Genomic DNA, 13897 nt, shown 5'->3' with positions numbered 1-13897 from the left:
GTTAAAATCTTCTCTCGTCTTCTCCCCTCTGCCTACCCGTCGGTCTTCACCACCCTGCGCGCACCGATGTAGCGGTCGCGCCAGTAGGGCAGGTCCATGGAGTCCTCGCGCACGCGCCCGCCCTCGCGCGGGCTGTGGATGAAGGAATCCCGTCCGGTGGCGATGCCCACGTGCATGTTCTTGGGGTTGCCCGGCAGGCGGAAGAACACCAGGTCGCCGGGGCGGATGTCGCGCCGTCCCACGGGCTGGCCCGCTTCGTACTGCTCATAGGAGATGCGCGGCAGGCTGACGCCCACCTGCTTGTAGGTCCACCAGGTGAGGCCGGAGCAGTCGAAGCCGGTCTGCGGCGATTCGCCGCCCCACTTGTAGCGCACGCCGGTTAGGGAACGCGCGGCGGAGACCACGGAGTTCTTGCCTTCGGCGGGCAGGGGCGGCGCGGGATCCGGGATGTGCGCGGGGGCGCAGCCGCCCAGGCCCAGGGAGAAGGCTCCCAGGAGCAGCAGCAGGGCCGCGCGCGCGGCTATGGTGCGGGCGGTGGCGGCGTTCATGACGGTCTACTTGACGATGCGCACGTAGTTTTGAACGGTGCGCACGTCGCCCACGGCGTTGATGTGTCGGATGATGGCGTCGGCGTCGCGCTGGCTGGCCACCAGGCCCAGCACCACGGCGTTGCACTGCACGGTCTTCACGTCCACCTGGGTGGACCAGATGGTTGTGTCCTCCACCAGACGCGACTTGATCTTGGCGTACAGGGCCAGTTCGTCGGCGGTGCCGCAGGCGGGGTCGTCGCGCTTGACGAAGGGGATGATGGTGACCTTGCGCACGCCGTCCACCTGCCGGGCGAGTTTCACGGCGCGCATCTTCTGGCGGTCATTCTCGAACTCGCCCACCACGTACACGGTGCCGAGGTAGGAATTGACCGAGATGTCGCGCAGCTTCACCAGGTCATCGTTGACGTAGAGGGCGCGCACCGAGGATTCGATGCGTCCGTCGTCCACAAAGGTGCCGACGTCGCGCTGGTCCACGGCGGCCTTGTACACGGTGCCGCAGCCGGTGAGACTGGGCAGCAGGCAGAGGCAGGCCATGAAAAGGATGATGCGGGGAAGGACGATGCGGGGCATGGTCGAAGCTCCTTCTTGCTGTTGGGGGGGTGCCGGAAAGCCGACGGCCTCGCCAGGAATTAGCAAAAACGGGGCCAAGGGGCGCGGGTCAAGGCTGCGCCTGGCCTGTTGGGGCAGGCGCGAGCTCTTCCTCCAGGGTTTTCAGCAGGGCCTGGGGCAGGGCGAAGGGACCGCCCCAGGGCGGCGGGGCGAACAGGGCGCGCTCCGGCAGGCGCAGGCACAGGGCGTGCAGCAGCATGGGCAGGCCGCGCACTTTGCGGCCGTAGACGCTGTCGCTGATGACCGGGTGCCCGCGCAGGGAGAGCTGCACGCGGATCTGGTGGGTGCGCCCGGTCAAAAGGCGGACGGCGAGGAGCGTGGCCTGGCGCTTGCGCAAAAGGGGCCGCACCTCGGCCCGGGCGCTTTTGCCCGCGTCGCCCTCTGCCGCCAGCACCTTCTTGCGGCCCTGCACCGCGCCCTCGGCCAGCTCCAGGCGGTCCAGGCGGTCTTCCATGAGCTCCACGCCCTTGCCGGGCCAGGACCCGTCCACCCAGGCCAGATAGGTCTTGGCCACCCCGCCCGTGGCGAAAAGTTCGTTCAGGCGGCGCAATTCGGCGTAGCTTTTGGCTGCCAGCAATATGCCGGAGGTGTCTTTGTCCAACCGGTGGGTGAGCACCGGGGAGAAGGGCGCGCCCGCGTAGAGCGCCTTCAGCCTGTCGGCCACGGAGTCCTTGTGCCGGGTGCCGGCGTGGGAGCACAGGCCCGCGGGCTTGCGCACGGCCACATAGCCGGGGGTCTCCAGCAAAATGTCGAGGGCCGGCGGGGATTCGCCCTGCGCCTGGCCCTGCCCTTGTCCCTGTGCGGGCGCGGCCGGTGCCGCCGGTTTCCCGGCGCTCTGGACTCCGGTCAGGGGCGGCACGCGCACTTCCTGGCCCTCGGCCAGGCGGAAGAAGGGCTTCTTACGGCCGCCGTCCACGCGCACTTCCCCGGTGCGGATGATGCGCAGGATGGCCGAGCCAGGCACGGCGCGGCCCAGGCGGCGTTGCAGGAACTGCAGCAGCTTCTGCCCGGCCTCCTCGGGCGTCACCACCAGCGGGGCGCGCGCGGGCGCAGGTGTGGAGGCGGCCTCGGGGGCTGCGGCGGTGCCGTGCGGATTGGTATTGTCGGGGGCGGTCATGGCGGAAGCCTTGTGGCCGTGCGGGGCCACGGGAACGCGCCGGGCCGGGAGGCGTTCCCCCGGCCCGGCGCGGGCGTGACTACTGGTCGGTGTTCAGGTCGTAGGTGACGATGACGGTCTTTTCGCTGCTGGCGCCGATGGCGCCGGAGTAGGTGTTGAGGCAGACGACGAGCTGCTTCTTGCCCTCGTTCTTCAGGTCCTCCAGGGCCAGGTCGACCACGGTGCCCTTGATGCGCCGCGTCTTCCAGGCCAGGCTCATGCCCACGCCGTCCCAGAACAGGGAGTGCACCTCGCCCTGGGAGAAGCGGCGGAACTTCTTGAACACCTGGGCCGCCACGGAGATGTCCTTGTTGACCAGGAGCTCGTACTTGCCGCGGCTGTCAAAGGCCACGGGAAGCATGCGGATGGGCACGTAGTAGAAGTCCTCCACGCCGGTGTCGCGCTTGCCCATGTCCATGCCGGGCAGGCGCTCATCCACGATGATGTAGTTGTTGGAGCTGTTGTAGCCCTCCTCCTGCGAGAACTGGGGCTCCAGATCCTGGGTGAAGGCCTTCATGTAGTTGTACTCGTTCAGCACCACGATCTTGAAGTTGCTGCCATCGGGCAGGTAGGCGAAGTTGAACAGGTTGGCGATGCTCGGCAGATGCAGCCTGCGCACGGGCTGGAGCTTGCCGTCCTGGTAGAGCATCTCGCTCACGCCGGCTTCGTCGAAGGGGCCGTGGCTGCCCTTGATCTGGCCCAGCAGGGTGGGCTGATAGGTGGGCGGAATGCGCACCACGGAAAGGTACTGCTTCTGCGGGGGAAGGAAGTTTTCGAACTTGCCGTTGTTGAAGCTCAGCACGAAGGTGCGGGGCTCGGCGTTGCCGTCCGGGTCGTCCAGGCCGGAGGCGATGATCTCGGCCTTGCCGTCGCGGTCCAGGTCCAGGATGCTGACGCGGAGGAGCTTGATGCGCATGCCGAGCTTGTGCTCGCCGATGGGCTTGAGGGTGTTCTGGAAGAACTCGTAGGCGTACAGTGTGTTCACGCCAGCCACGATGATGCGGGTCTTCTTGTCGCCCACAAAGTCGCCCGCCGCCATGCTCACAGAGGCGAAGCGCAGGCTCTGGCTTTGCCAGCGGCCCGGAGTCTCCGCGCCGCCCTCGTAGCGGAACTGCGGGTTCATCACGGGGCCGCCCGCGGTGCCCATGGGGGCCTCGCCGGTGTCGCCGGTGACGAAGTCGGCGTTCCTGGGCACGGGGGCCTTGGACTGCATGTCCTTGCGCGCTTCTTTGCGCTCCGTGGCCTTGGCGTCCTCGCCAGGGCGCTTGAAGACCTCGGTGCGCACGTCGTTGCTCAGCCGCTCCAGGGCGGGCAGCAGGCCCTCCAGGGGCACCTTGGAGCTCTTGTTCCAGCTCTGCGCCTTGATGCGGTCGTACACGTTCAGGGTGATGTTGACCTGCTTGTCGCCGTCCTGGAAGTCCAGCACGCCGGCCACCAGGAAGTCGGTTCCGATGGCGGCCATGATGGACTGGGCCTCATTCAGGTTGGCCGGGAAGCGTCCGGCGGCGCGGGCGATCTTGTCGGCCTCCACGGGCTCGAAGTAACCCAGCCAGTTGAGCCGGTTGGACACCGGGGCCTGGGCGCCCTTGCTCAGGTACTGGAATTTATCGCTGGTGACCTTGAAGGGCAGCACGGCATAGGTGCGCGCGCCCTGGGCCAGGGCCAGCGCGGGCACGGCCAGCGCAAGGCACAGCAGGATCAGGGCGGAAAGTCGCTTCAAAGACATATCGGGCTCCTCCTCAAAGGGGGACGAAAGGGGTTGGCTCTTCAACGTTTGGCCGGGCGGAGGGCTTCCTGCCGCCTGCACGGCAAATAGCACCAACGTCTGCGGCATGCAAAAGAAACCTTGCCGCGTCCTGCGGCGGCCTGGGCAAGAAATATCGGCCCGCGCGCGTTGCCAAGCCCGCCCCGGCGCGCTATGCCCAGCCGATGCAGACCAGAACCTTCCGCATCACCACGACCCCGCAGCAGCGCCCGCTGGTGGAGGCGCTGCTTTCCGCCCAGGGCTTCGCCTTTTCGCCGGAACCCTTCTACGCCGCCGCGCGCAGACTGGAGCACGAACCGTTCCCCTTGGGCTCGTCGCTCGCCGCGTCCTTCGGGCTTATCTACATCCAGGACCGCTCGTCCATGCTGCCTCCGGCCATGCTGGGCGTGGAGCAGGGCGACGTGTGCCTGGACATGTGCGCCAGCCCCGGCGGCAAGACCGGCATCCTGGCCGACTTGGCCGGGCGCGAGGGCTTCGTCCTCGCGGCCGAGGCCTCCCGCGACCGCCTGGCCACCCTGCGCCAGAACCTGCGGCGCACCGGCGCGCTGAACGCCGCGACCATCGGCGTGGAGAGCCAGCACCTGGCCCTGGAGCCGGACAGCTTCGACGCCATTTTGCTGGACCCGCCGTGCAGCGGCTGGGGCACGGTGGACAAGAATCCCAAGGTGCTGGAGCTGTGGACTCCGGAAAAGGCCGAGACCCTGGTGCGCCTGCAACGCGAGCTGCTGGCCCGCGCGGCGGAACTTTTGAAGCCCGGCGGGAAGCTGATGTTTTCCACCTGCACCACCAACGTGCGCGAGAACGAGGAGCAGGCGGCCTGGGCCCTGGCCAGCCTGCCGCTGGAGCTGGATCCCCTGCCCGCGCCGCAGGGCTTCGCCCCGGTGCCCCTGGCCCTGCCGGGACTGGACGGCGTTTTGCGCGTGGGTGGGCAGGAAGCCTCGGTCCGGGAGCCGGATGGGACGGGCAAGCCAGATGGCGGGCAGGGCGGCCAGGGTTTCTTCCTGGCGCGTTTTCGCAAGCGCGCAGGCGCCGGGGTGGCGACCACGGGTCAAGTGTATCCGCCCGTGGCCGGCCAGGAGCTGGGGCCGAGAGAGCTTGCCCAGGCGCGAGAAGCCGGAGCGGACTTCGGCCAGCTGCCTCCTGGCGAGCTGCGGGACTTTGGCGGCAAGGCCTATTTTCTGCACCGGGCCGCGCTTGATCTGTGCCAGCGCTCCGGCCTGGGCACGGACGGACAGCGCTGGCAGGGTTTTTTGCTGGGACAGGTGCAGGGCGGGCGCTTCGCCCCGGCGGCGCGCACCCGCGCGCTCATGCCCCCGGCCTCGGCGCTGCCCGCTGCGCATAAATTTGAGGTGGACGAGCCGGAGCGCATTCTGGATCTTTTGGCCGGGCGCAGCCTGGAGGCCCACGGCGCGGCGCCCGCCAAGAAAGAAGGCAAAGGCAAGGGCGGCGCGCCGGAAGCAGGGCTTGTCGGCCTGTATTTTCAGGGGCTTGCCCTTGGCTGGCTGACCAGAAAAGGCCGCCGTCTGCTCTGGTCGGACAGGTAGGCGGGACAAAAAGCTGAGACAAAAATCGAGGATTTTGCAAAAATCCTTTGACAGGCCCGGCTGAAGATGACAAAGGGTTTTCTCCGTGGCGGGCAGCCAAACGAAGCGGGGTGGTGACAGCCCAGAAAACGCTTCAGGACAGGGCGCTCGAAGACTCCGGGCGGATAGCTCAGCTGGAAGAGCATCGGCCTTACAAGCCGGGGGTCGCAGGTTCGAGCCCTGTTCCGCCTACCACGATCATTACAGTGCGGAGCGGTAGTTAAGTTGGTTATAACGCCGGCCTGTCACGTCGGAGGGCGCGAGTTCAAGTCTCGTCCGCTCCGCCAGCACTGCCAAGGGCTGAACTCGAAAGGGTTCAGCCCTTTTTCATTTGCGTGAAGCGCAGGGGCCGGGTTCGAAGGCACCAGCTCTGCACCGCCTTCAGTCCCGCCCGCCTTCCGCCTTCAGCGCCATCCACAGGCGCAGGCCCGCGTAGCCCAGCGCCAGCGTCAGCAGGTGGTGCAGGGCCAGCCAGCTGTGCCGCGCATAGCAGATGAACAAACCGTACACGGCAAAGGGAATCAGCACCGAGCGCCACTGCCGCAAGAGCGCCGCCAGGGCTCCGGCCATGGCGAACACGGCGTTGCTCGAGCCGTAGTCCACCTCGGCCAGGGTGGCGGCCCAGGCCTGCGGCGCGGGCGCGGCCAAAAGCGCCCAGCACAGGGCATGGGTGAGCGGGTTGGAGAGCCACAACCCGGCCGCGAGCAGCAGCAGGTAGGGCCCAAGGCCCAGCAAGGCCTCAATGAGCGCGCCGAAGAGCAGGAAGGACAGCTGGTCGCCCAGCAGGTGGAACCAGTGGTTGTGGAACAGGGGGCCGAGCAGCACGCCCTCCCAGGTGACGTTCCCCGGCACGTAGCCCGAGACGCGGAACAGGGCGTCCAGCGGCGGCCAGTGCAGCCTGGCCCAGTGCAGGCCGATGAACAGCGGCACCAGCACCCCGGTGAGCCAGGTGCGGCGCATGAGCTCGCCCATGTTGCGCGGCGCAAGTTCGTCCAGCGGTTTGGCAAGCACCGGCGCGGCCGTGGGGTCGATGGACAGGCCCAGGCCCGAGGCCGCGAGGTGCAGGAAGGGGCGCAGCAGGCCCTCCGGAAAATGGGCGCGCAGGGCGTCGGCCAGGGCCCGCGTGAGGGACGGGCAGGTGGAGGCCAGGTACAGCGGTTCCCAGCCGGTGGGCGCGAACTTGGCCTTGAACTCGCTGACGGAGCGGAAATTATAGCCCCAGGTCCAGCGACGGTGCAGCAGGGAAAGCAGGCCCGCGCCCGGAGCCTCGGTGTCGATGCGCGCCAGCGGGGCCATGCCCAGGCGCACCTCGGCCGCGCCCTCTTCCGCCAGCAGGCGCATGGCTTCGATGGTCAAGAGTTCCGCCGCGCCGGAACGCGCGTCCGGCCTGCGCGGCATGTCCTGAAAATACCAGCCCAGCACGCGGCCGCCGGAGCACAGGGGCGCGGCGGCCAGGAAGCCCTGCAACTGTCCGCGCACGCGCAGCAGGAAATAGCGCTTGCGCTCCTGCTGGTCAAAGGGCTCCACCCGGGCCAGAAAGCCCAGGGGCAGGCAGTCCTTGTCCGCCAGCCACAGGGCGGCCACTTCCTCCATCTCCGCGCGCACGCCTCTCGCGTCCTCCTCCGGCAGGACGGCCAGGTCCAGCTCGCGCACCTCGGCCCCGCGCCGGGCCAGAGCCTGGGCGATGCGGTGCCGGGCCAGGGGCTCCTCTCCGGGGGCGAAATATTGTGCCAGCTTGAACACCGGCTCCGCGCCGATCTGCCAGGTGTGGAAGCCGTGCTGGGTGAGCTGCCTTGCCAGTTCCCGGCCCAGGGGCATGGCCAGGCAGCGTTTGCCCCCCGCTTGGGCAGCCAGGTCGGCCAGGGCCTGTGCGCGGCGCTCTTGGGGCATCAGCGGCTCGCTGGCGGCCACCAGGGCGTCGGGCAGGGCCAGGACGCGGATGAAGCCGCCAGGAGGGCAGTCCGGGGACTGCGGCGGCACATGGCTGGCGAACTGCGCGCCCAGGGTCGCCAGGGAGCTGGTGCGGTCGCCGTAGTGGCGGAAGGCGTTCAACAGGGCGTCGTTGGTTTCGGGTGCGGGAGTTGGGGCGTGGCGCATCCCCTCACAGTACGTAGAAGCTGAAGATGGCGCAAGGAGGCGGGAAGGCTTAGCGCTTCAGAAAGCGTGTCAGGGCGGCCTCCAGCCGGTCCACGGGCACGGTGGTGTCCAGGCAGGGGCCGTTGGGGCGCTCGTTCAGCACGCCGAACACCGGCAGCGGGTAGGTGTCCTGGATGCCGGAGGAGAGGTCGCGGTAGCAGGCCACGGCGATGATGATGCCCGGGCGTTTTTGCACCACGATGCGCCGGGCGATGGTGCCGCCCGTGGCGATGGCCAGATGCACGCCGTAGCGGTCGCGCAGGGTGAGCAGGCCCGTGATGGGACACAGGCCGCAGCGCTTGCAGTTGTCGATGTCGTAGGTCAGGCGCATGTCGCAGCGGCTGTTCTGCAGGCAGTGGGGCATGAGCAGCAGGATCTTGCCCGGGGGGAAGCTGCCCAGTTCGCGCAGCACCAGCTCGTTGTTGACCTTGATGAAGGAGGTGTGGATGTCCTCCTTGGAGAAGCCGAGCGCCCGGCCGAGCAGGCTCATGAGGGGCAGCAGCAGTTTCACCGTGACCCCGCGCATGCGCCGGGCCAGGGGCAGGGGCCGGGGCAGGGCGATGCTCAGCAAAAGCCCCAGCGAGGCCCAGAGCACCAGCACCAGCAGCAGGCCGATGGCCACGCCCAGAATCCAGGGCGCGTAGGGGTGCAGGTTGGTGAGGCCCACGTAAGGCACCACCCAGAGCAGCACCAGAAACGAGCATACCAGCGCGCAGGTGCCGCCGATGAGCCCGATGAACAGGCGCTTGCGCGAGGTGCCGCCCGTGCCGTCCATGCGTTTTCCGCCCGGGCCTCAGCCCTGGCAGGCCTTCAGGTAGCCGCAGGCGAAGGCGGCCGCGTCCTGGGTTTTCTTGCCGCGCGGGGTAAGGCGCGGCACCAGATACAGCTTGTCCGCCGTGGCGATGGCCAGGCGCGGACCGGTTTCGCTCTCCACCAGGCCAAGGATGCAGCCCGGAGCCACGTCCTCGGGCTTGTCCGCGCCGATGGTGCCCGGTTCGATGTTCAGCCTGAGCACTTTGCCCGGCGCCTGCTCCCAGTCGAAGAACGCGCCCGGCCAGGGGTGCATGGCCCGGATGTGATTGTGCAGGGGTTCGGCCTCGCGGTTCCAGTCGATGAGGCCTTCTTCTTTGGAAAGCTTGCGCGCGTGGGTGACGAGGGCCTCGTCCTGGGGCAGCTTCATGAGCCGGCCCTGAGGCAGGCGGGTCAGGGCGTCCAGCAGGGCGTCGGCCCCCATGCCGGCCAGCTCGTCGTGCAGGCTGCCCGCGGTGTCGCCATCCGCGATGCGCAGGGCGCGCTGCAAAAGAATCGGGCCGGAGTCGAGCCCCAGCTCCATCTGCATGATGGTGATGCCGGTGACCAGATCGCCCGCCTCTATGGCGCGCTGGATGGGCGCGGCCCCGCGCCAGCGCGGCAGAAGGCTTGCGTGCACGTTCACGGGCATGAGTTTGGGCGCGTCGAGCACGCTTTGCGGCAGGATGAGCCCGTAGGCCGCCACCACCAGCACGTCGAAGGAAAGCGCGCGCAGGGCGTCCACATCGGCCTGGTCCTTGAAGTTCAAGGGCTGGCGGACTTCGATCCCGGCCTCAAGGGCGGCGCGCTTCACCGGGGATGGCGTGCACTCCTGGCCGCGCCCGCAGGGGCGGTCGGGCTGGGTGTACACGCAGATGACCTCGGCCCCGGGCCAGCTGATGAGCGCGTTCAGGCTCGCGGCCGCGAAGTCCGGCGTGCCCATGAACACCACCCGCAAGGGCGGGCTCGGGGGCGCGCTCAGGCGCAGGTCCTTGATGCCGAAGTCTTCGGGCAAGCCGTCGGACGCGTTTTTCTGTTCTAGTCCTTCCGCCATTTTTTGACCTTGCTGTCGTACATGGTGCGCTTGAGGCGGCTGGCGTGGTCCACCAGGGTCTTGCCCTCAAGGTGGTCGATCTCGTGCTGCAAAATGACGGCGAGCAGGCCCTCGGCCTTGATCTCGATGGCCTCGCCCTTCTGGTTCAGGCCCTTCACGGTCACGGTCTCGTAGCGCTTCACCTTGCAGGAGAAGGTGGGCAGCGACAGGCAGGATTCCTCGGACTCCTTCACGCCGGTCTGCTCCACGAACTCCGGGTTGATGAGCACCATGGGGCTCTTGCGCTCCTTGGGGCCGGTCTCGTCCAGGGTGATGAGCCGGATGCCCTTGCCCACCTGGGGCGCGGCCAGGCCCACGCCGTCGCTCTCGTACATGGTTTCGATCATGTCCTCGATGAGCATGGCGATTTCCGGCGTGATCTCGGCCACGGGCTGGGCCTTTTGCGCCAGCACCGGCTCCGGATAGGTGAAGATGGGCAGCTTGGCCATTTACGCCTCACCCTTCTTGGCCTCGGGGGCCGCTTCCGTGGGCTTCTCGCGCAGCTGGATGCCCAGCTCGCGCAGCTGCTTCTTGCCCACCACGTTGGGGGCCTCGGTCATCAGGCAGGTGGCCTTCTGGGTCTTGGGGAAGGCGATGACGTCGCGGATGCTCTTGGCCCCGGTCAGGATCATGATGATGCGGTCCAGGCCGAAGGCGATGCCGCCGTGCGGGGGCGCGCCGTACTTCAGAGCCTCGATGAGGAAGCCGAACTTCTCCTCGGCCTCTTCGTCGGTGATGCCCAGCGCGCTGAACATGGCCTTCTGCGCGGCCGGGGTGTGGATGCGGATGGAACCGCCGCCGATCTCGCTGCCGTTCAGCACCAGGTCGTAGGCGCGGGCCAGGGCTCCGCCGGGATCGCTGGCGATGCTGTCCATCTGGCCGGGCTGGGGCGAGGTGAAGGGGTGGTGCTTGGCCACCCAGCGCTTGTCCTCGGGGTCGTACTCCAGCAGGGGGAAGTCCGTCACCCACAGGGGGGCGAAGGCCTTCTCGTCGATGAGCCCGAAGCGCTCGCCCAGCTTGAGCCGCAGGTTGCCCAGGGCGGCGTGGGCCACGTCCACCGGGGCGGCCTGGAAGAACACGATGTCGCCGGGGACCATGCCCAGGCGCTCGGCCAGGCCCTTTTTCTCGTCCTCGGAGAAGAACTTGACGATGGGCGACTGCCACTCGCCGTCCTCTTTGACCTTGATCCAGGCCAGGCCCTGGGCGCCGTAGATCTTCACGAACTCGGTGTAGTCGTCGATCTCCTTGCGCGAGAGTTCGAGCCCGCCCGCCACGCGCAAAGCCTTCAGGCAGGGCGCGGCCGCAAAGACCTTGAAGCCGCCGCCCGCGAAGATGTCCTTCACGTCCACCAGCTTGAGGTCGAAGCGCACGTCCGGCTTGTCCGAGCCGTAGTCGTCCATGGCCTGCTTGTAGGTCATGCGGGGGAAGGCCGCAGGCAGGGCCGCGCCGATGGTCTCCTTGAAGAGCGTGCGCACAAGGCCCTCGGCCATGCCCATGATCTGCTCCTCGTCCGGGAAGCTCATCTCGATGTCGATCTGGGTGAACTCCGGCTGGCGGTCGGCGCGCAGGTCCTCGTCGCGGAAGCATTTGACGATCTGGAAATAGCGGTCCAGGCCCGCCACCATGAGCAGCTGCTTGAAGATCTGCGGGCTCTGGGGCAGGGCGTAGAACATGCCCTGGCTCATGCGGCTGGGCACCAGGAAGTCGCGCGCGCCCTCGGGCGTGCTTTTGGTCAGCACCGGGGTCTCGATCTCCAGGAAGCCCAGGCCGTCCAGGTAGCGGCGCACGCTCTGGGCGGCCTTGTTGCGCAGGATGAAGTTCTTGGCCAGGCGCGGGCGGCGCAGGTCCAGGTAGCGGTACTTCAGGCGCAGCATCTCCGCCGCGTCCACGCGGTCCTCGATGGGGAACGGCGGCGTATCGGACGTGTTCAGGAGCTTCCACTCGTTCACGTACACTTCGATCTCGCCGGTGTTCATGTTGGCGTTGGCCATGCCTTCGGGCCTGCGGCGCACAATGCCGCGCAGGGCGACGACGTACTCGATGCGGATGGCGTGGGCGCGCTCGTGGGCCTCGGGCACGTCCGGGCTGAACACGGTCTGGGTCAGGCCCTCGCGGTCGCGCAGGTCGATGAAGATGAGGCCGCCGTGGTCGCGCCGGAACTGCACCCAGCCCATGAGCGTGACCTCTTTGTCCAGGTCGGCCGCGGTGAGCTGGTTGCAGGTGTGGGTGCGTTTCCAGCCGCCCAGGTCCTCGATGACCCGGTATTCGTCGTAGTCGCGCTCTTCGCCTGCCGTGGTGGTGTTCTGCTCGGTCATTGCTGTTCCTTTTGGAGAAAATGTAGCCGCCGAAACGGGCGGCGGAGTGTCCGCTGTGTGTCGATTGCGTCGATTGCGCCGATTGCCCCGCTTGCGTCGGGGCTAGTCGAAGGCCGCCATGTCGAGTTTGATCTGCTCGCCCTCTTCCATGTCCTTCACCGTCACCTGGCCCGCGTCGAACTCCTCGGCCCCGATGATGTAGCACTTCCTGGCCTTGATGCGCCCGGCGTGGCGCAGGCGGCTCTTCATGCTGCCCGCGTTGTAGTCGCATTCGCCCGCCAGGCCGCGCCTGCGCAGCTTGTGGGCCAGCAGGATGGCGGCGTCAACGGCTCTCGCATCGGTCACGGCCAGGAAGAAGTCCGGGCGCGGGGCCTCGGGCTTTTCCATCAGCATGGCCAGACGCTCCATGCCGCAGGCGAAGCCCACGCCGGGGGCGTCCGGGCCGCCCAGGAGCTGCACCAGGCCGTCGTAGCGGCCGCCGCCGGCCACCGCCGTCTGGGAGCCGATGGCCCCGCTGGTGACCTCGAAGGTGGTGCGCTGGTAGTAGTCCAGCCCGCGCACCAGGCGGGGATTGAGCGTGTACTTGAGCCCCGCCTTGTCCACCAGGGAGAGCACCTCGTCGAAGTGCGCGCGGCAGCCGCCGCAGAGGTGGTCGCCGATGGCCGGGGCATCGGCCACCAGGGCCTTGCACGCGGGCACCTTGCAGTCCAGCACGCGCAGGGGATTGGTGTGCATGCGGCGCTTGCAGTCCTCGCACAGCTTCTCGTGGTCCAGGGCCTCGAAGTAGGCGGTGAGCGCGGCGCGGTAGTTCGGGCGGCACTCGCGGCAGCCGAGGGAGTTCAGCTCAAACGACAGCTCGCCGATGCCCAGCGAGGACAGGAAGTCCTCCAGCATGAGGATCACTTCCACGTCGGCCTGGGGTTCCGGGCTGCCCAAAAGTTCGGCGTTGATCTGGTGGAACTGGCGCATGCGGCCCTTTTGCGGGCGCTCGTAGCGGAACATGGGGCCGAAGGTGTACAGGCGCGTGGCCCGGCCGGGCTCGATGGACCCGGCTTCGATGGCCGCGCGCAGCACGCCGGCCGTGGCCTCGGGCCGCAGGGTGAGCGAGCGGTCGCCGCGGTCGGTGAAGGTGTACATCTCCTTGCCGACAACGTCCGTGTCCTCGCCGATGCCCTTGGCGAAGAGCTCCGTGCGTTCCAGCACGGGCGTGCGCAGTTCGCCGAAGCCGTAGCGGCCGAAGACCGCGCGCGCCTGGGCTTCCATGTGGGTGAAGCTTGCCGCGTCCTCGGGGAAGAGGTCGGCGAAGCCCTTGATTTTTTGGATGGCGCTCATGGGTTCCGTTTTGCTGTTGAGGTTCTGAAAGGCGGGGAATATACCTTCCTCAAACATCATTGTCAAAACCGCATGCGCCCTGCACTGCGGCCGATTTCAAGGAGCACGCCATGCCCTACGTGAACATCAAGATCACCCGCGAAGGCGCGACCAGCGAACAGAAGGCCGCGCTCATCAAGGGCGTCACCGAACTGCTGCGCGACACGCTTGGCAAGAACCCGGCCACCACGGTGGTGGTCATCGACGAGGTGGACACGGACAACTGGGGCATCGGGGGCGAGAGCGTGACGGTGCGCCGCAAGGCCGGGAAGTAGCCGGCGGCGCGTCTCTCTCCGCCGGCCAAGGGCTCTACAACCCCCTTGGCGGCCCGCCGTAACTGAGAGTCCTGCCGTCCCTTTCCCCACTCAGCGGGTCCAGGGGGCGCAGCCTCCTGGCCTGCGGAGCACGAAACGGGCACGGGTCCCGGCCTGAGTCGCAACGTCACGCCCCTATTTACGCGCTCTCACTGTCCCCGGCCAGCCGCAACGCTTCGGCGATGTGCGGGATGAGTTCGGCCACGGGCGTGGCG

Annotated in this window: 12 protein-coding genes and 2 tRNA genes; 4 read left to right on the top strand and 10 right to left on the bottom strand. The window is 68.0% G+C overall.

What is annotated here, in order from left to right; all coding sequences use genetic code 11:
- Positions 1–32: 32 nt before the first annotated feature.
- The 4 genes from VN419_RS11490 to VN419_RS11475 all read right to left on the bottom strand — a co-directional run bounded on the left by VN419_RS11490 (position 33) and on the right by VN419_RS11475 (position 4042).
- Complete coding sequence (locus VN419_RS11490; RefSeq protein ID WP_325647367.1) at positions 33–548, bottom strand: C40 family peptidase; 516 nt, start codon at positions 546–548, stop codon at positions 33–35.
- Between the two features lie 6 nt (positions 549–554).
- Entirely contained in the window at positions 555–1121 is a 567-nt protein-coding gene (locus VN419_RS11485; protein ID WP_325647366.1) for a BON domain-containing protein, read from the bottom strand.
- A gap of 88 nt (positions 1122–1209) precedes the next feature.
- Positions 1210–2277, bottom strand: a complete 1068-nt coding sequence (locus VN419_RS11480) for an RluA family pseudouridine synthase (RefSeq protein WP_325647365.1) — start codon at positions 2275–2277, stop codon at positions 1210–1212.
- A gap of 79 nt (positions 2278–2356) precedes the next feature.
- Positions 2357–4042, bottom strand: a complete 1686-nt coding sequence (locus VN419_RS11475) for a VCBS repeat-containing protein (protein WP_325647364.1) — start codon at positions 4040–4042, stop codon at positions 2357–2359.
- Between the two features lie 203 nt (positions 4043–4245).
- Here VN419_RS11475 and VN419_RS11470 point away from each other — a divergent pair, with 203 nt between their 5' ends.
- The 3 genes from VN419_RS11470 to VN419_RS11460 all read left to right on the top strand — a co-directional run bounded on the left by VN419_RS11470 (position 4246) and on the right by VN419_RS11460 (position 5951).
- Positions 4246–5625, top strand: coding sequence for an RsmB/NOP family class I SAM-dependent RNA methyltransferase (locus tag VN419_RS11470; protein ID WP_325647363.1), 1380 nt, complete (start codon positions 4246–4248; stop codon positions 5623–5625).
- A 158-nt stretch (positions 5626–5783) separates the two neighbouring features.
- Positions 5784–5859 (top strand) — tRNA-Val (locus VN419_RS11465).
- Between the two features lie 15 nt (positions 5860–5874).
- Positions 5875–5951, top strand: a tRNA-Asp gene (locus VN419_RS11460).
- Positions 5952–6045: 94 nt separating this feature from the next.
- Here the strand turns inward: VN419_RS11460 and VN419_RS11455 are convergent.
- From VN419_RS11455 to hisS, 6 genes are all read right to left on the bottom strand, one after another.
- On the bottom strand, positions 6046–7761 hold the full coding sequence (locus VN419_RS11455; RefSeq protein ID WP_325647362.1) for a phosphatidylglycerol lysyltransferase domain-containing protein: 1716 nt from the start codon (positions 7759–7761) through the stop codon (positions 6046–6048).
- A gap of 49 nt (positions 7762–7810) precedes the next feature.
- Positions 7811–8575 (bottom strand): DUF116 domain-containing protein, encoded by a 765-nt coding sequence (locus VN419_RS11450; protein ID WP_325647361.1) that lies wholly within the window; start codon positions 8573–8575, stop codon positions 7811–7813.
- Between the two features lie 18 nt (positions 8576–8593).
- Complete coding sequence (gene fmt / locus VN419_RS11445) at positions 8594–9643, bottom strand: methionyl-tRNA formyltransferase (protein WP_325647360.1); 1050 nt, start codon at positions 9641–9643, stop codon at positions 8594–8596.
- Complete coding sequence (gene def / locus VN419_RS11440; RefSeq protein ID WP_325647359.1) at positions 9628–10131, bottom strand: peptide deformylase; 504 nt, start codon at positions 10129–10131, stop codon at positions 9628–9630. The genes fmt and def overlap by 16 nt, the downstream gene beginning before the upstream one ends.
- Complete coding sequence (gene aspS / locus VN419_RS11435; RefSeq protein ID WP_325647358.1) at positions 10132–11997, bottom strand: aspartate--tRNA ligase; 1866 nt, start codon at positions 11995–11997, stop codon at positions 10132–10134.
- Between the two features lie 102 nt (positions 11998–12099).
- Entirely contained in the window at positions 12100–13329 is a 1230-nt protein-coding gene (gene hisS, locus VN419_RS11430) for a histidine--tRNA ligase (RefSeq protein WP_325647357.1), read from the bottom strand.
- 110 nt (positions 13330–13439) lie between these two features.
- Between hisS and VN419_RS11425 the strand changes: the two genes are divergently transcribed.
- On the top strand, positions 13440–13643 hold the full coding sequence (locus tag VN419_RS11425; protein WP_325647356.1) for a 4-oxalocrotonate tautomerase family protein: 204 nt from the start codon (positions 13440–13442) through the stop codon (positions 13641–13643).
- Positions 13644–13897: the final 254 nt, after the last annotated feature.

Source organism: Humidesulfovibrio sp., from assembly GCF_035560995.1.
Taxonomy (GTDB): domain Bacteria; phylum Desulfobacterota; class Desulfovibrionia; order Desulfovibrionales; family Desulfovibrionaceae; genus Humidesulfovibrio.
The sequence above is the reverse complement of the archived record's forward strand: the minus strand, read 5'-3'. Positions and strand labels throughout refer to the sequence as shown.

What these genes read in the sequence shown, in the direction of transcription:
- VN419_RS11490 (WP_325647367.1), bottom strand. Translation starts at nt 548, where the DNA reads ATGAACGCCGCCACCGCCCGCACCATAGCCGCGCGCGCGGCCCTGCTG.
- VN419_RS11485 (WP_325647366.1), bottom strand. Translation starts at nt 1,121, where the DNA reads ATGCCCCGCATCGTCCTTCCCCGCATCATCCTTTTCATGGCCTGCCTC.
- VN419_RS11480 (WP_325647365.1), bottom strand. Translation starts at nt 2,277, where the DNA reads ATGACCGCCCCCGACAATACCAATCCGCACGGCACCGCCGCAGCCCCC.
- VN419_RS11475 (WP_325647364.1), bottom strand. Translation starts at nt 4,042, where the DNA reads ATGTCTTTGAAGCGACTTTCCGCCCTGATCCTGCTGTGCCTTGCGCTG.
- VN419_RS11470 (WP_325647363.1), top strand. Translation starts at nt 4,246, where the DNA reads ATGCAGACCAGAACCTTCCGCATCACCACGACCCCGCAGCAGCGCCCG.
- VN419_RS11455 (WP_325647362.1), bottom strand. Translation starts at nt 7,761, where the DNA reads ATGCGCCACGCCCCAACTCCCGCACCCGAAACCAACGACGCCCTGTTG.
- VN419_RS11450 (WP_325647361.1), bottom strand. Translation starts at nt 8,575, where the DNA reads ATGGACGGCACGGGCGGCACCTCGCGCAAGCGCCTGTTCATCGGGCTC.
- fmt (WP_325647360.1), bottom strand. Translation starts at nt 9,643, where the DNA reads ATGGCGGAAGGACTAGAACAGAAAAACGCGTCCGACGGCTTGCCCGAA.
- def (WP_325647359.1), bottom strand. Translation starts at nt 10,131, where the DNA reads ATGGCCAAGCTGCCCATCTTCACCTATCCGGAGCCGGTGCTGGCGCAA.
- aspS (WP_325647358.1), bottom strand. Translation starts at nt 11,997, where the DNA reads ATGACCGAGCAGAACACCACCACGGCAGGCGAAGAGCGCGACTACGAC.
- hisS (WP_325647357.1), bottom strand. Translation starts at nt 13,329, where the DNA reads ATGAGCGCCATCCAAAAAATCAAGGGCTTCGCCGACCTCTTCCCCGAG.
- VN419_RS11425 (WP_325647356.1), top strand. Translation starts at nt 13,440, where the DNA reads ATGCCCTACGTGAACATCAAGATCACCCGCGAAGGCGCGACCAGCGAA.